This window comes from Phenylobacterium sp., assembly GCF_046290725.1.
Taxonomy (GTDB): Bacteria; Pseudomonadota; Alphaproteobacteria; order Caulobacterales; family Caulobacteraceae; genus Phenylobacterium.
Genome location: NZ_JBKBUH010000003.1, coordinates 93,779 through 110,754, shown reverse-complemented (window position 1 = coordinate 110,754; position 16,976 = coordinate 93,779). Strand labels below are relative to the sequence as shown.

At 69.7% G+C, this 16,976-nt stretch carries 10 protein-coding genes; 4 read left to right on the top strand and 6 right to left on the bottom strand.

The genetic code is table 11. The annotated features are described in order from the left end of the window. Position 1: 1 nt before the first annotated feature. From ACK41C_RS17460 to ACK41C_RS17435, 6 genes are all read right to left on the bottom strand, one after another. Complete coding sequence (locus ACK41C_RS17460) at positions 2 to 1,117, bottom strand: amino acid ABC transporter substrate-binding protein (protein ID WP_409656856.1); 1,116 nt, start codon at positions 1,115 to 1,117, stop codon at positions 2 to 4. After that, the gene (locus ACK41C_RS17455; protein WP_409657436.1) at positions 1,101 to 2,390 is read right to left on the bottom strand and encodes an amidohydrolase family protein; all 1,290 of its coding nucleotides are present in this window, start codon (positions 2,388 to 2,390) and stop codon (positions 1,101 to 1,103) included. The genes ACK41C_RS17460 and ACK41C_RS17455 overlap by 17 nt, the downstream gene beginning before the upstream one ends. Beyond that, positions 2,390 to 3,853: an amidohydrolase gene (locus tag ACK41C_RS17450; RefSeq protein WP_409656854.1), complete on the bottom strand. Its 1,464-nt coding sequence runs from the start codon at positions 3,851 to 3,853 to the stop codon at positions 2,390 to 2,392. Before ACK41C_RS17450 ends, ACK41C_RS17455 begins: the two co-directional genes overlap by 1 nt. Positions 3,854 to 3,936: 83 nt before the next feature. Further along, positions 3,937 to 7,002 carry a TonB-dependent receptor domain-containing protein gene (locus ACK41C_RS17445; protein ID WP_409656852.1) on the bottom strand — a complete coding sequence of 1,022 codons (3,066 nt, stop codon included), beginning with the start codon at positions 7,000 to 7,002 and terminating at the stop codon, positions 3,937 to 3,939. A gap of 280 nt (positions 7,003 to 7,282) precedes the next feature. After that, complete coding sequence (locus ACK41C_RS17440) at positions 7,283 to 10,009, bottom strand: M14 metallopeptidase family protein (RefSeq protein WP_409656850.1); 2,727 nt, start codon at positions 10,007 to 10,009, stop codon at positions 7,283 to 7,285. A gap of 56 nt (positions 10,010 to 10,065) precedes the next feature. Next, positions 10,066 to 11,841 (bottom strand): CIA30 family protein, encoded by a 1,776-nt coding sequence (locus ACK41C_RS17435; RefSeq protein WP_409657433.1) that lies wholly within the window; start codon positions 11,839 to 11,841, stop codon positions 10,066 to 10,068. Positions 11,842 to 12,057: 216 nt separating this feature from the next. On the opposite strand from ACK41C_RS17435, the gene ACK41C_RS17430 reads away from it, so the two are divergent. From ACK41C_RS17430 to ACK41C_RS17415, 4 genes are all read left to right on the top strand, one after another. Next, positions 12,058 to 13,314: a dicarboxylate/amino acid:cation symporter gene (locus ACK41C_RS17430; RefSeq protein ID WP_409656848.1), complete on the top strand. Its 1,257-nt coding sequence runs from the start codon at positions 12,058 to 12,060 to the stop codon at positions 13,312 to 13,314. Between the two features lie 19 nt (positions 13,315 to 13,333). Then, a complete protein-coding gene (locus ACK41C_RS17425) occupies positions 13,334 to 13,807 on the top strand; it encodes a RidA family protein (RefSeq protein ID WP_409656846.1) in 474 nt (157 codons plus the stop codon). 74 nt (positions 13,808 to 13,881) lie between these two features. Next, positions 13,882 to 14,319: a hypothetical protein gene (locus ACK41C_RS17420; RefSeq protein ID WP_409656844.1), complete on the top strand. Its 438-nt coding sequence runs from the start codon at positions 13,882 to 13,884 to the stop codon at positions 14,317 to 14,319. A gap of 143 nt (positions 14,320 to 14,462) precedes the next feature. Beyond that, positions 14,463 to 16,937 carry a hypothetical protein gene (locus ACK41C_RS17415; RefSeq protein ID WP_409656842.1) on the top strand — a complete coding sequence of 825 codons (2,475 nt, stop codon included), beginning with the start codon at positions 14,463 to 14,465 and terminating at the stop codon, positions 16,935 to 16,937. The last annotated feature ends 39 nt before the right edge of the window (positions 16,938 to 16,976 follow it).

The window sequence follows — 16,976 nt, the reverse complement described above, 5'->3', positions numbered from 1 at the left end:
CTCACCGCACCGGCGCGGCGTAGAGGAGCCCCGGCGGCGAGGCGTTCCAGAGCGCGTTCTGGCCCCTCGGGAGCTTGAGCGGCGTCCCCTGCCCCAGGTTCCGCTCGAAGATTTCGCCATAGTTCCCGACGCCGGCGATCACCCGGACCGCCCAGTCGCCGGAAAGGCCGATCATCGGGCCGAAATCGCCCTCCTGCCCGAGCAGGCGGCGAATCTCGGGATTGGCGGCGCTGCGGCGCATCTCTTCCACGTTGGCGGACGTGATCCCCAGTTCCTCCGCCAGGATGGCGGCGTTCAGGGTCCAGCGGACCACGTCGGCCCATTGGTCGTCACCGTGACGCACCACCGGCCCGAGGGGCTCTTTAGAGATCACTTCCGGCAGCAGGACGTGGTCGTCGGGCCTGTCCATCGCCACCCGCGCCGCGGCGAGGTTGGAGATGTCGGCCGTCAGCGCGTCGCACTGCTCGCGGTCATAGGCCGACCGCGCCTTGTCTTCGGTGTCGAACACCACCGGCTGATAGCGGATCCGGTGGGCGCGGAAATAATCCGTGAGATTGAGTTCGTTGGTCGAGCCGGTCTGGATGCAGATCCGCGCGCCGTCGAGGTCGGCGGCCCTTGCGACGCCGGCGCTCCGGCGCACCAGAAAGCCTTGGCCGTCGTAATAGTTCACACCTGGGAAGTTCAGGGCGGCGTCGCGGGAGAAAGTGGCCGTGGTGTTGCGCCACAGGACGTCGATCTCGCCCGATTGAAGGACCGTCAGCCGGTCCGTCGACGAGGTGGGGACGAAACGCACCGCGTTCGGGTCGCCCAGCACGGCGGCCGCGGTCGCCCGGCAGAAGTCCACGTCGAAGCCGCGCCAGCGGCTGCGGTTGTCCGTATAGGCGAAGCCGAGAAGCCCCGGATGGACCCCGCAGAGCAGATAGCCGCGCGCCCGCACCGCCCGAAGGGTCGCCCCGCGCTGGGTTGGGCGCAGAGCCGCCTCCGAGGGGGCGCCCTCCACAGCCGCGGCCTGCGGCGGCGGCTCGTCCACGGCGCTGCCCGGATCGCCGCAGCCGCCCAAGGCCAGCAGGGCGGCCGTGGCGAGGATGGCGGGAACCAGGCTACTCGGGTCGCGCAAGGGCGGCTCCAGGACTGTAGCGGTCGCGCAGCAGCAGCGGCCGCGAAGTGAGCGGTTGCTCGACGCCGGCGATGAACACGGCCACGGGCTGGCTCGCCGGCTCCAGCGGATCTCCGCTCCATATGACCAGGTCGGCGGCCTTGCCAGGCTCCAGCGAGCCGAGCCGGTCGGCGACGCCGAATATCCGCGCCGGCCCCAGGGTCAGGGCGCGGAGCGCGTCTGCATAAGGCAGGCCCCGGGCGACCGCGATGCCGGCGTTGTAGCGCATCTCCCGCACGCGGTGGGTTCCGTCGCTGCCGAGGATGGCGATCTCGACGCCGGCCTGCCGCAGCCGCGCCGCGTTGCGGAAGCTGGCCGCCAGGGTCTCGAACCGGGTGGGCAGGTTCGACGTCGGATTGAGCAGGACCGGCGCGCCGGCGGCGGCGATCTCGTCGGCCAGCAGCCACCCCTCCTCCGCGCCCGACAGCACGATCTTCAGCCCGTAGTCCCGCGCCAGCTTCAGGGCCTGCCGGATGTCGGCCTCCCGGGAGGCCCCGACGATCAGGCGCCGGCGTCCTTCCAGGACCGGTATCAGGGCCTCCAAGTCTTCGCGGGGAAGCGAGAGTTCCCTGAGTTCGCCCCGCTCGTAGTCGGCCCTGCGGCGGGCGTAAAGCCGCACCTCGTCGAACGCCGCCCGCAGCGCCACGAACTCCGCACCACGGGCGCCTCCGGCGCGCGCCGCCCCGTCCTCGCCGAGGTCGAGCACCATTGCGAGCCCCGGGGCGACCTTCAGGTCGGGCGAACCGTCCAGGGCGATGAGCGCGGCCTGGCCGGCGAAGAGTCCGCCGCCGTCCTCGTCCGGCGCCCCATAGTCCGGCATGACCACCGCCCGCGTCACCCCGCCCAGCCGCGCCACCGGGATGAGGGTTGAGCGGGGATTGAGCCCGTAGCGCACATCGAAGGCGGCGCTGAGCTTCTTGCCGCCAACCCGATTGTCGACCGTGCCGCGGACGGTGTTCACCTCCACCGCGCCGAGCGCGGTGGATCCGGCGATGAGGCCCGGCGTGACGATGGCGCCGGCCGCGTCGATCACCCGCGCGCCGCGGGGCGGGGCGACGCCTGCGCCGGCCGCGAGGATGCGGCCGCCGTCGATCACCACCGCCCCGTTCGAAACCTCTCCGGCCGGACCCATGGTGAAGAGTCGCGCATTCACGATCGCCACCGGCTCGGCGAGCGCCGGCGTCGCGGCCAGGACGAGAGCGAGGGCCAGAAGCCCCTTCCGCAGGCGGCGCATCACGGCTGTCCTCCCGCCGGCTGGCCCAGTTCGAAATCGGAGCGGTGCTGACGGGCGGGATCGTCGTCGTCGTAGACCAGCGCCCCGTCGACGAACACCTTCTTGGCTACGGCGTAAACGCTGAAGGGATTGGCGCTCCAGAGCACGACGTCCGCCATCTTGCCCGGCTCCAGACTGCCGGTCCGGTCCGCCACCCCCAGGATGCGGGCCGGATTGAGAGTGAACCACTTCACCGCCTCGGCTTCGTCGATGTCGAGGCCGGCGCGCCGCGCCGCCGAGAGGGCCACCGACGATTCCAGATTGAGCCGCTGGATGATCCCGGCGTCGTCCGAATGGATCGCCACGCAGACACCTGCGGCCGCCAGCAGGCCTGCGTTCTCCTCGATGCCGTCGAGGGCCTCCATCTTGAAGCCCCAACGGCCCGCCCAGGTGGCCACGCAGACGTCGTTCTCCGCCAGCAGGCCGGCGATCTTGTAGGCCTCCACGGCATGGTGGAAGGCGGCGATGCGATAGCCGAACTCCTTGCCGACATCGACCATCAGCGCCATTTCGTCGGCCCTGTAGCAGTGGTTCTGAACGCTGAGCTCGCCGTTCAGGACCCCGCTGAGGGTGTCCAGGCCCAGGTCCCGCTTGGGCGGGTCCCCGCCCTCCCCGCGGCTGGAGCGGCGGGCGTAGGCGTCCCACCGCTTGGCGTAGTCCGCCGCTTCGATCCACTGGCGCCGCACGCCCGCCACGTTTCCCATGCGGGTCGCCGGCGCCCGGCCCCGACTCCCGTAGCGTCCCTTGGGGTTCTCGCCGCAGGCCATCTTCAGCCCGTAGGGCGCGCCCGGGAACTTCATCGCCTGCACCGTGACCGCCGGTACGTTCTTCAGCGTCACGCTGCGCCCGCCGAAGAGGTTCGCCGATCCCGGCAGGATCATCAGGGTGGTGACCCCGCCCGCCCGCGCCCGGTCGAAGGCGGGATCCTGCGGCCAAACCGAATGCTCGGCCCATACATGCGGGGTGACCGGGTCGATGTTCTCATTGCCGTCGGCGTGGCCGGCGACGCCGGGAGACGGGAAGACGCCGAGATGGGAGTGGGCGTCGATCACGCCCGGCGTGACCCACATGCCGTTCGCCTGGACGATCTCCGCCCCGGTCGGCGGGGCGACGTCGCGGCCCACGGCCAGGATCTTGCCTTCCGAAAGCACGACGGTTCCGCCCAGAATCTCCGGGCCGGCCGCCGTCAGGATGTTCGCGCCGACGATGGCGACGGGGCGCGCCGCGGCCGGGCGATAGGTGCTTGGGAAAGGATCGGCGCCCCGGGGATCGAGCCCCGGCCGCAGACTGGCCGCAGGTGCGGGCGCCGCGGCCGGCGGCGGCTTTGGCGCGCCGGTCGCGCACCCCGCCAGCGCCAGGGCGAACAGGCCCCCCAACGCAGTGTTCGAACACGCCCGAAGCCGGAACAGCGGAAGATTGAGCATCCAGAAGGCCTTGGAGAACGGAGCACGGGAGGGCGAGGCGTGCAGGCCCCGAAGGCTGGCGTCTTCGGGGCCAAGGCTTGTCCCTAGAAGGACTTGCGCACGCTCACGTACCAGTAGCGGCTGTAGGGCTGGTAGAGCGCGCCCAGGAAGCCGTTGGCGTTGGAGGCGAGCGGCGGCTCCTCGTTGGTGATGTTCCGCACGCCCAGCCGCAGCCGGGTGTTGGCCTTGATCCCCTCCTCGAAGGCGATCTCGCCGTAGAGGTTGGCGGTGATCTGGGAGTCGACGATCCAGCGCTGGCCGGCGGAGTCGGCGAGGCCGGTGTCCTCGACGTCCCCGACGTATTGGGTGAAGGCGCCGACGGTGAACTGCTCGTAGCGCCAGGTGAGCGAACCCGACCACTTCCATTCCGGGCGGCTGCCCTGGCGCAGGAGGTTGCCGCCGCCGGTGATCACCGTGCCGGCGTTGATCTGGCCGGCCTCTCGGGCCTCCAGCAGGGCGGCGATATCCGGCGAGGGCGCACGATAGTAGCGGATCAGGTGCGCAGCGTTGAAGTTGACGTCGAAGCTGCCGAACCGATCGGTCCGCAGCCGCCACATCATCCCGAGGTCCAGACCGCGCACGTCCTGCGGGAGCAGGTTCACGTACTGGTCCTGCACATAGATCACCTGGCCGGCCGGGGTCAGGCCGGTGCCGGCGAACACGGCTATGTCGTCGGCGGTGGGCGCGGCGCGGATCACCTTGGGGTTCGTCGTCCCCTGCACCCGGTTCAGGTAGTCGAGGATCAGGCCGTTGCCTTCGCCGAACAGCCCGACGATGCCGGTCTGCTTCACGTTCCAGAGGTCGGCGGTGAAGGTGAAGGATCCGAACTGCTCGGGAATGAAGCGGGGCTGGAACACCACGCCGGCGGTCCAGGTCTCCGATTCCTCGGGCTGAAGGTCCGGATTGCCGGCTCGCTGGGCGGTGGCCACCACGTTGCGCGAGCAGTTCGCGAACGAGGCGATGCGCCCGGCGCGCAGGTCGGCCTCGCAGAAGACGTAGTCCGTGCGGGTGTTGCCCCGCGTCACCAGCGAGGCGTTGACCTGTTCGAGGTTCGGCGCCCGGAAGCCCTGAGCCCAGGACCCGCGCAGCCGCAGGCCGTCGAAGACGTCCCAGGCCATGGCGACCTTGGGTTTCGCGACGCTGCCGAAGTCGCTGTAGTCCTCGTAGCGCCCGGCGATCTGCATCTCCAGGTTCCGGACGAACGGGATCGACATCTCCGGCGAGACCAGCGGAACGGCGAATTCCAGATAGGCGGCGGCCACCTTGCGCGACCCCTTGGTGTCCGGAGTGGGGCTGACGCCGAACAGGTCCGCGGTTTGGAACTGGCCTGTGACCATGTCGGTGAAGCCGATGGTCCCGTCCACGCGCGGATCGCGGTCGTCGAGCTGCGTCTCGCGGCGGAACTCGACGCCCGCGGCCACGCCGACATCGCCGCCGGGAAGGCTGAACAGATCCACCTTCGAGACCTTGAAGTCCCACAGCGCCAGCGAGCTCTTGCCACGCCGGACGGTCTTGATGCGGATCGCGTCGAGGGCGGCCTGGCTGGACGGCGTCGCATCCCCGCCGGCGGCCGGATTGGCGGGATTTCCGCCGTTGAAGGGGTTGTAGGCGTCAGGCGTCGACAGGGCGAGCTGCTGCTGCAGCAGGGTGGAGGATATGCCGTCCTGCGTGTCGGTGACCTCGGCCTCCGAATAGAGAAGCGCGCTGTCCCACTTGAAGCCGAACTTCTCGCCGCGCGCCCCGGCCAGCACGCGGATCTGGGAGGTCTCCACGTCGACCCGGGTCGGGCCCATGTCGACGAACCGATAATTGACCAGCGTCACCGGCAAGCCGGCGGCGGGAACGTTGAGATTGGCCAGCCGGTTCGGATTGACCTGGCCGTTGGCGAAGACCGTCGGGCCGAAGGGATTCCAGTAGTTCGAGGCCGGAATGGTCACCTTGGTCGAGCCGATGGTGAAGACCGGGTCCTGCTCGCTCTCGGTCTTGGCGAGGTAATAGCCCAGCTCCCCGTACACCTCGATGTCGTCGGTCAGCTCGTAGCGCGCGGTCGTGAAAGCGTTGTAGCGCTGGAGCTTGGGGATGATTGACGAGGGGAACGTACCGGAATCGTAGCGGGTGTTGCGGTCGGCCGCGGCGGTGGCGCGCGAGCCGTCGTCGATGCAGATTCCACCGGTCAGCACCACCTGGCATCCGCCGTTGGCGGTGGGCTGGATGTGGAACAGGCCGCCGGCGCTGGTGAGCGCCAGGGTTCCCTGCCGCACCGTCCCGAAGCTCGCCGGAGTCTGCAGGTCCGCCCAGCCGCTGAGCGTCGAGCGGCGGTCAAGGGTATTGCTGCCGGCGAAGCGGGTGCCCTCGAACAGCGGGCGCTTGTCGGACGAGGAGGTGTAGGTCTGGTCCGAGGACGAAAGGGCGCTGCGGTCGGTGTAGTTCAGGAACAGCGAGACGTTCCCCCGCCCGTCGGCGAAATTCTTGCCCAGGAAAGCGTTGGCCTCGAACTCGTGGAGGTTGGTGTCCTCCGCGCCGCCGTACTGGAGGTCCAGCGTCACGCCGTCGAAGTCGTTGCGCAGCACGTTGTTGACCACGCCGGCCACCGCGTCGGTGCCGTAGATCGCCGCCGCGCCGTCGCGCAGCACCTCGAGGCGCTGCAGGCCGCTCACCGGGATCGCATTGGTGTTGTAGGTCAGGACGGGCACCAGCTGGTCGTCGGCCTGGCTTCCGGGGTGGGCCACCACGCGCCGCCCGTTGAGCAGGACGAGGGTGTTGCCCACGCCCAGGTTTCTGAGGTTCACCGAACCCACGTCGCCCCGGGCGAAGTTGCTGCTGACGGCGCCGTTGGTGGAGTTGAACTGCACGTCCCCCATCTGCGGGATCGAGCGATAGAGTTCGTCGCCGGACACCGAGCCCGCGGCGGCGATCGCCTCCATGTTGACCACGGTCACGGGCAGCGCCGCGGTGACCTTCGAGCCTTCGATCTGCGTGCCGACGACGACGATCTCGTCGACGACAGTGTCGGCGCGGGCGGCCTGGGCGGCGGCGTGGCCGGCGGACATGGCGAACGCTGCGGTCGTCGCCAGAAGGGCGGCGCGCCTGCGAGACTTGGTGAATTGCATCAGATCCCCCTCCGCGCCTGGCTGGCGCATGTCGTTGTCCGCCCTCCGCAAGGGGACGAACTCCTCCTGTGACGGACGAAGCGGCCGAATCCTCATTTCAGCGGGGAGAAAAAGTGAGCCGGCGGACGCAAACCGGCCCCGCCTCGGGAGCGGAGGCGGGGCCGGTCCGGCGCCGATGCAAGGGCGGCGCTATGGTCCGCTGGCGCGACAGACGGCTGCGAAATGGGGATGCGCAGCCGCTGTAAGGGCCGGCGCGCCGGCGTCCCGTTCGGGTCTCAGGTCATTGCTGCGCCGCGGCGGGCCCGTACTGGATCCCGTTGAACAGGAACTTGAACGCGGCGTGCGACTGCGCCCGCTGCGCCACCTCCGGCCCCATCAGGAACAGGCGGCCGCGCCCCACCCGCTGTTCCACGACGGCCGCGGCGCCGGCGAGCTTCTCCTGTCCGACGGCCCACCCGCTTCGCAGCACGTCGCCCTCGGGATACCAGGCCGCGCGCTGCGGTCCGTCCGCCACAAAGGCCGGGCTGCGGTCGAAATAGACGTCCATGGCCGCCGGCGCGCCGTAGGCGATCGGCTGGGTATTGTCGACCGCGACCCGAAGCAGAGAGCCCGGGATGTAGAAGCTGGTCCGCGGGAGAGGCTTGCCCTCTCCATCGAGGAGGGCGTTCCCGACCGGCGCGCCGACCCATTCGGCCAGACGCGCGGAATTGCCGATCGTCACCACCGAACCGCCGTCCCGAAGGAAGGCCTGGAGGCCCGGCCCGGCCTTCTCCTGGGTGATTTCGCCCAGCCAGGCGTGGAACTCGGCGGGAATATCCTCGGGCTTCGGCTGCCGCGGGCCTTCCCCACCCTCGGACCCCAGGATTCCGTTGACGAAGATCAGGACGTCGAAGTCCTTGGCCAGGTCTCCGGCGTCCAGCCGCTGGGGATAGACGACCTGATAATCGAACTCGAACTGCTCCATCAGCCAGCGGGTCCAGCCCGACGGCATGGAGCCGCCGTAGCGGTCGACGAGCCCAACCCGCACCGGCTTCAGGGCGATGCTGTCTCCGGCTGGGGCCCGCGCCAGGGCGTGGGCGTCGAAGCCGAGCTCCCGCACGGCGGCCTGGACGATGGCGCGGCTCGCATCGCTCGCCGGAATCCAGAGGGCGCCCGGCGCGAAGGTCTTGCCGCCGACCCGGACCGAAGCCTTCTGCCAGCGCACCGTCGCTCCCGCCTTCAGCAGGCGGTTGGAGAGGATGAAGCTGTCGTTGATCTCATGGCTGACGAGATAGCCCGCCCCTCCGGTCCCCACGATCCGGCCCGGCGGCGGCGCCATGACGTCCGCGACTTGTTCGAACGGCCCGTCGAAGCCCTCGAGGACCCGGTCGAACTTCACCCCCATCTGATAGGCCAGCGTATAGCCGGTGGAGTCATAGGGCGGGATCGGCGGCCCGCCCGGATAGGCGAAGTCGTGGGGATGGTCCTGGGGTTCGAACATGTCGAGGACGTGCGGGCGATAGGCCTGGTCGGCCTTCACCACATAGGATCCGGCCGGATAGGTCTTGCCGCCGGCGGAGAACGGCCGCGTCGCCCGATGGACGTCGACGCCGGTCTTGATCAGGGCGTTCAGGAACTTCACCGCGGTCGGCAGGTCCGCCTGGTCGGCCGGAACGATGTAGCCGCGCGCGTCGCGATAGGCGGGGTCCTGCAGGACGGCCCCGTAGAGCTCCGGTTGCAGGCCCTGGGTGCGCCCGGACCCCACCAGCGGCTTGCCCTCGGCGGCGGCTTCCAGCGCTTCGATCCGCTTGGGCGTGATGGTCCAGCTGTCGCGGCGGCCCCGCTGGATGGAATTGTCGCCCATCCGCCAGATGTTCATCAGCAGGCGCTCGCGGTTGCGCGAGGCGTAGTCCAGGACCGCGCGGTTGATGCTGAGCGAATAGTCGATGGACTGGCGGAAGCGCCAGGTCTGGGGCGCCACCGGCGCCGGCAGGTCGTTGCGGGCGATCTGGTTGCGCGCGATCAGCGGAATGGTCATCGGCGTCGGGTGGCCGGTGATCTCCGTCAGCAGCCCCACGGCGTTGTGGAAATAGGTGATCGACCGCTCCATGCCGTTGTTCCAGGTGGAGTAGGTCGCGCCGCTGCGCATGGTCGAGCCCGGCTTGCCTTCGCTGACCAGCCGGCTGTGCATCGCCGCCCCGACCTCGCTCAAGGTGGTCATCACCAGCGGGTCGTAGTTGTAGTTGAACGGGTCCCGGAAGGGCGGCATGAACACCACGGTTCCGCCAGGCGCGGTCTGGTGGTGATTATAGATGATCTGCGGATACCACTCTCGGAAGAAGATGCGGTTGACGTTCGTCGTCTCCTTCATGGCCGACATGTAGTAGTCGCGATTATTATCGTGACCGATGTACTTCTGGTACAGCCGCGGAATGCTCCAGAACTCGCGCTTATCCGGATCGGAATTGCGCATGTACCAGTTGGACACCAGCTCCATCCCGTCCGGATTCACCTGGGCGAACAGGATGATCACGTCGTCGAGGATCCGCAGGGTTTCCGGATCGTCCCGGGTCAGCATGTCGTGCAGCGCTGCGATCAGCGCCTGCGGCGGCACGACCTCGGTGGCATGAAGCCCGCCGTCGATCCAGACCACAGCCTTGCCTTCCGCCGCCAGGCGGGCGGCTTCGGCCTCCGAGATCCCTTCGGCCTTGGCGAGCTTCCGCGCGATTTCACGGTAGCGGTCCAGCTTGGCCAGGTTCGCCGGAGAGGAGACGATGGCCATGTATTCCCGGCGGCCTTCCTCCGTCGGGCCGATATCGACCAGTTTCATGCGGTCCGACTGGCCCGCGAGGGTTTTGAAATAGGCCTCGAGCTGGGTGTAGTTGGCCAGGAAGTAGTCGTCGCCGATATCGTGCCCGAAGGCCTCCTTCGGCGAGGTCACCCGGGGCGGATCGGCGCCCGCCGGAGCGGCCAAGGCGACGCCAAGAGCTAGCGCCGCCGCTGCGATGAAATGCCTGTCGAACTTCATGAACTCCCCCTCCCCGGGGCCGGCCGCCAATAATCGATCAACTACCGCTGCTATCTTCAGTAGAAAGTCACGTTGTCGATTTCCATCCAGAGTTTCTCTCCGGCGGCGCGGCCGCCGGAAAAGCCGATGCTTAGGAGGTCCTCGCCGGTCCATGCCCGCCCCTCCTGGCCGCGACCGACCGGTCGGAGGGCGGCGAAGGGGGCTTCCACCGTCGTCCAGGCCTCCCCGGCGCGGATCGACGTGCGCCACCGGCCGCCCAGGGTATCGACGCTGAAGGCGTATTCGCCGCCGTCGCCCCGTACGTCGAAGCGCACGCCTCGATAGCCGCGCGCATCGACCGGCTCGACGGAGCCGCGGCTGAGCGGCAGCAGGACGCCGGCGCTCGGCGCGGCCTTGGTCGCCATCCGCGCCGCCAAGGAGAGGGCGTGGCCGCCGTCGGTGCGGGAAACGACCTGGCTCACCTGCACCGTGCGCTCCATCCCGCCGTCCATGTCGTCCAGGCGCAAGGTGTCGAGCCGGGTGCGTCCGTCCGGCCGCTCGAAGTCGTCGATCAGCGCGGCGGTCTTGATCGGCGGCATCGCCGTGCGGCCGTTGGTCGGCGAAACCTTGGCGCCGGGCCCGTGCGCCAGCACCCCGTCGAGGAACACCCGGTCGGTCTTGCGAACATCGGAAATTTCGTCCCAGGGCGCGCCCGAAATCAGCACCAGATCGGCCCGCTTGCCCTTCTCGATCGTCCCCCGGTCGGCGATCTGGCCCATCGCGCGCGCGCTGTTGGCCGTCGCCGCCATCAGGGCCTCGACTGGGGTCAGCCCGGCCTGGACCAGCAGCTCCATCTCCCGCAGCGTCGCCACGCCGTGCGGCGTGCCGGGCATGCCGGCGTCCGTGCCGAGCGCGATGGGCACGCCGGCGTCGTGCAGCGTTTTGACGTTGTGCAGCGCGTAGCCGAACTTCCGGAAGGACTGCTGGACGCGGGGATCGGCCCGGTCGGGCTCCGGCTGACCGGGTTTCACCGGCTCGTACACCGCCAGGGTCGGGGCATAGAACGTGCCGCTCTGCTTCAGGAGTTCGACCACCTCGGCGTCGACTTCCCGATCCTGCAGGCTGTGGGCGATGACGTCCACCTTGGCCTTGGCCGCGACCTTGCCCCGCTCCACCGTCACGGTGTGGGTCAAGACCTTCAGCTTGTTCTTGTGCGCCTCGTCGACCAGTGCGCTGAGCGTCCACAGGTCCATGCTGGTGTTGTCGGGCGAGGTCCCGTAGCGCCAGCCGTCGGCGAACGCCTTGATGGCGTCGGGCTTGTAGGGGATCAGGGCCTGGACCTCGGCCCGCGCGGCCTCGGGCGTGTTGACCCACTTGGTGGTCGCCCGGTCGGCCCAGTCGGCGCCGTGGCCGCCCGGCGTGCTCATCCGCGCGGTGAAGTTCACCCGCGGCGAAGTCAGGGATTGGAGCCAGCGACGGCGAGGTTCGTAGGCCTCAGGCGGCTGGTGGAAGTCGTTGATGGTGGTCACCCCGGCGGCCAGGTAGGCGCTGGCGATCTGGGGCGTGGTGTTCGGGTCTCCGCCGGGAGTCCAGTGGGTGTGCACGTCGTAGAAGCCGGGCAGGAGGGCTTTCCCCCTGCCGTCGATCACCACCGCGCCGCGGGGCGCCTTCAGGTCGGCCCCGATGTCGGCGATGCGACCGTCGCGCAGGATCACCGTGGCCACACGGGGCGGAGCCCCGGTAGCGTCGAACACCGTCGCCCCGACGATGGCCGTGGTCGGCCCGGCCGCCAGCGCGGCCCCCGACCACCCCAGGGCCGCCAGAAGTCCAAGAAATCCCGCCTTCGCCTTCATCGCCACCCCGCTCCCCTTCAGCGCCCCGGGCGCCGTCACTGCAAACCGTCCTAGCCTAGGACGCAGGCCGCGCCGGTTCCCACACCTCCAACGCCCCTGACCGGCGCCGCCGCGCCGGAAATCTCGGCGTGTGGATTTCGCCCACGGCTGCGTCTTCGGACAGACCCTCGCGCCGAAGCCGCGCCCGAAGCCTCCCCAAGGAGCATCCGCCCGCCGATGAACCGCCTGTTCGCCTATTTCGTGGTCGGCGCCATGATCCTCGGGATCGGCGTCGGCTGGATCCTGAACCGCACCCTGCCGCCCGACGAGATTCTCCAGGCCACCGAAACCCTCTCGATCCTCACCGAACTCTTCCTGCGCCTGATCAAGATGATCATCGCGCCCCTGGTCTTCACCACGCTGGTGGCGGGGATCGCGCACATGGAAGACGCCGGCGCCGTCGGCCGCGTGGGCCTGAAGACCATGGGCTGGTTCATCGGCGCCTCGCTGGTCAGCCTGCTGGTCGGCTTGGTCATGGTTCACCTGATCGCGCCCGGTTCGGGCCTGGCCCTGACGCCGCCGCCGACCGACGCGGCCTCCGGCGTGCAGGCCGCCGCCTTCAGCCTGAAGGGCTTCGTCACTCACCTGGTCCCGACCTCGATCGTCGCGGCCATGGCCCAGAACGAAATCCTGCAGATCGTGGTCTTCGCCCTGTTCGTGGGTACGGCCGTGGCCGCCGTCGACGACCGCGCGCCGGCGGTCCTGGCGGTCGTCGACCAGATCGCGGCGATCATGCTCAAGGTCACCGGCTATGTGATGAAGCTGGCCCCTCTGGCGATCTTCGCCGCCCTCGCCTCGACGATCGCCGAGCAGGGCCCCGGGGTCCTGGCGACCTATGCGAAGTTCGTCGGCGGCTTCTATCTGTCGCTCGGCGTGCTCTGGACGATCCTGTTCCTCGGCGCATTCCTCATCCTGGGAGGCCAGGCCGCCAATCTCTTCGCGGCCATCCGGACGCCGGTTCTACTGGCCTTCTCCACCGCCAGTTCCGAGGCGGCCTATCCGCGTACGATGGAAGCTCTGGAGAGGTTCGGGGTCAGCCGTCGGGTCGTCAGCTTTGTCCTGCCGCTCGGCTACTCGTTCAATCTGGACGGCTCGATGATGTACTGCACCTTCGCCGTGCTGTTCATCGCCCAGGTCTATGGGATCGACCTGACGCTGGCCCAGCAGATCACCATGCTGCTGTTGCTGATGGTGACGTCCAAGGGCATGGCCGGCGTCCCGCGGGCCTCGCTGGTCGTGATCGCCGCGACCCTGGCCCATTTCAATCTGCCGGAGTCGGGCCTGCTGCTGATCCTGGCCGTCGACCATCTCCTCGACATGGGCCGCTCCGGCACGAACGTCGTCGGCAATTCGGTCGCCGCCGCGGTGGTGGGGAAGTGGGAGCGGCAGTTCACGCCGAGGGCGCCGGCCCTGGCGCCGACGACCGTCGGATGAAGCGACAAAGGAACCTGGCATGACCGCAATCTCGATCGAAGCGCGCCTGAAGGCCCTGGGGGTGGATCTCCCGAGCCCGGCCGCACCCGTGGCCAACTACGTCCCCTTCGCGCCCGGCGGCGGACTCGTCTTCATCTCGGGCCAGGTCTCGTCCGCGCCGGACGGCGGCGTCAAAGGCGTGGTCGGAGGCGACCTGACGCTTCAGCAGGGGCAGGCGGCGGCCCGGCTCTGCGCCGTCAATCTCCTGGCCCAGATGCGCGCTGCGGCCGGCGGCGAACTTGCCCGCGTCGTCCGCGTGGTGAAGCTCGGCGGCTTCGTCCAGGCGAGCGCCGACTTCGTCGAGATCCCGGCGGTCATGAACGGCTGCTCCGATCTGATCGCCGACGCCCTGGGCGCCGCCGGACGCCATGCGAGATCCGCCGTGGGGGTCTACCGGCTTCCGCTCGGCTATGCGGTCGAGGTCGACGCGATCGTCGAGATCGCCGGCTCATGAGCGGTCCGGGGCCCGGGACGCGCCCTCGCGGCCGGCCCTCCCGCGCGGCCGTCAACGAGTTCGACCTTTGGCTTATGACGCGGCTGGAAGGGCGGGCGCCGCTGAAGGCCCGGGAGCTGGCGCAGATTCTCGGGGTGTCCCAGAGCTACGCCTGGCATCTCACCTGCGCCCTACGTCGCCGCGGCGTCGCCAAGGTCGTCGCCGCCGTGCGGCCGCTGACCGGCGATGTCGAGGTTCTCGCCTATCTGGACGGAGCCTGGGACCATGCCGAATGGCCGGGCGCCCTCGAAGCGAAGCTCAGATCCGACCCTTGCGTGGCCGACGCCGTACAGATCACCGGTCGGTCCGACGTCCGGGTCCGCGCCTTCCATGCCGACGCCGCGGCGGCCGACGCCTGGTTCCGCGACCTGCTTGCGACGCCCGGCGTCCAGGATGGGCGAATGCAGTTCACCCGCACGCTGTTCGAGCGCCCTTGCTACGCCGCCGCCCTCTTGAGCGGGTCGAAACCGTGAGGGAAGGCGATGTGCGGATGGGCCTACGTTTCCGCCGCCGCGCCGGCCAGACACCCAACTGCAACACGGCCGCAATTCTCGCCGATTAGCTGAGCACGAGATCGGGTTCACGCGTTGGTGCTCGATTGGAATGAGGTGTCGGCGTGGTCTCCAGATCGAAGCGCAGTCTGTTCGGCTTTTCCTGCGGCGCGGCCCTGGCCGCAGCCTTCACCACCGGCGCCGTCGCCCAGACCGCCACGCCGCAGTCCGCCCTTGATGAAACCTACGAAGTCGAGGAGCTCGTCGTTACGCCCGCAGGGCAGCTTGCCCTGCGCGGCTCCGTGGTCGGCGAGGCGACGCCGGAGCTCACCCTCGACCCGAGCGAGATCCGCGCCCTGGGCGTAACCTCGGTGACCGAATTGCTCGCCGCCCTCGAACCCCAGCTCGCCAGCGGCCGCGGGCGCGGCTCCGGTCGTCCGGTCATGCTGGTCAACGGCATGCGCATCTCCAGCTTCTCCGAAATCCGCGACCTGCCGCCCGAGGCGATCCTGCGCCTGGAGATCCTGCCCGAGGAGGTGGCGCTCCGATATGGCTACCGCGCCGACCAGCGGGTGGTGAATTTCGTCCTGCGCCGTCGCTTCCAGGCGCTGACCGTGGAAGGGCGCGCGGTCCTGCCGACCGCCGGCGACCGCACCGCCTTGGAGGCCAGCGCCAACACCCTTCGCATCCGCGACGACCTGCGCACTCAGCTGAGCGTGCAGCTCGGCCGCAGCGACGCCCTCCTGGAAAGCGATCGGAACGTGATCCGCACCGGGGGCGAAAACGGCGCCCTGCGCACCCTGCTGCCGCAGACCGAGACCCTGTCTCTGAACGGCGTTCTCGCGCGCCCGCTCGGCGAGGGCGTGGCCGCCAGTCTGAACGGCCGGCTGGATTTCTCGGATTCGACCGCCAGGCTCGGCGCCTCGGGCGATCCCTTCGTGACGGCCGGCCAGCTCGACCCGCTCCGCCGTCTGAGCGACACCAGCGAGGCGCACCTCGGCCTGGCGGTCAACGGCGCGCGATCCGGCTGGCGCTGGTCGTTCACGAGCAATCTCGACCGTACGAGCCGGCGCACGCTCACCGAAGTCGCCTACGATCCGGCCCTGCAGGCCTTCCCCGCGCCGAACACCGCACGGTCCACGGTGACGTCGGCCGATGCGGAGCTGCTCGTGAACGGCACGCTCTTCCAGCTGCCGGCGGGCGGCGTGAACGCAGCCCTCACCGTCGGCGGGCGGGCGCTCGATCTCGAAAGCGAGTCCCGCCGCTTCGGCGCCTTCCAGAGCGTCGACCTCGACCGCCAGACGGGCCGCCTGCAGGCCAATCTCGATGCGCCGCTGGCCAGCCGCACGCGCGGCGGGATCGAAGGCCTGGGCGACCTGTCGATCAATTTCAACGCCGAGCTCGAGCACCTCTCCGACTTCGGCGACCTGGTCACGCTTGGCGGCGGCGTCACCTGGTCCCCGATCAAGCCCGTGCGCCTGATCGCCTCCTTCACCGCCGAGGACGGCGCACCCACGGTCCAGCAGCTGGGCGACCCGATCACGGCGACCCCAGGCGTGCGGGTGTTCGACTTCACCCGCGGCGAGACCGTGGAGGTGCTGCGCATCGAAGGCGGCAACCCGGCGCTGCTGGCCGACAACCGCCAGGTCCTGAAGCTCGGCCTGATGCTTCGCCCTTGGGACGAAACCGACTTCGTGGTGCGCGCCGACTATACCAAGACGCGGATCGAGGACGAGATCGCCTCCTTCCCGGCCGCGACGCCGGAGATCGAGGCCGCCTTCCCCGAACGCTTCGTCCGCGACGCTTCGGGCCGGCTGGTGCAGGTCGATGTCAGCCCCGTCAACTTCGCCCGGCGCGACCGGGAGGAGCTGCGCTGGGGCTTCAACTACAGCCGCCCCCTGCGCAACACCCGCCCGCCGCCGTGGATGGTGCTGCGCGCCGCCGGCGATCCGCCGCCCTCGGGCGAGGGGCCGGCTGAAGGTCCGCCGGCCGAAGCGGTCCGCCGGCAATCCGGCGGCGGCGGGCCGGGCGGATTCGGCGGAGGCGGCCCAGGCTTCGGCGGGCGCAGCGGCATGGCCGGGGGCAATCTGCAGTTCGCCGTCTTCCACACCTGGCGGCTGAAGGACGAGGTTCTGGTCCGCGTGGGAACGCCGGTCATCGACCTGCTCGACGGCTCGACGCTCGGCGGCGGTTCGCCGACGGCGAAGCACCAGGTGGACGTTCAGGCCGGCGTCGCCCGCAACGGCCTGGGCGCACGGCTCAACGCCCGCTGGAGCGAAGGCGGAACGGTGGACTCGGGGCTCGCGGGCGACGGCCTGGAGTTCTCCTCGCTCACCACCGTCAATCTGCGCCTGTTCGCCGATCTCGGCATGCAGCCCATGGCGCGGGACAATCCCTGGATGCGAGGCGCGCGGGTGAGCCTGTCGGTCGACAACCTGTTCGATGAGCGCGTCAGGGTGCGCGACGCCAGCGGCGCGACGCCGATCAGCTATCAGCCCGATCTGATGGACCCGCTCGGGCGCACGGTGAGCATAAGCTTCCGCAAGATCTTCCTGCCCCTGCGCGCGGTCCCGCCGGTGTCGCGACGGCCCTCGACCTAGAGCATTTTCCGCCGAAGCGGATGCCGGTTCGGCGAAGAA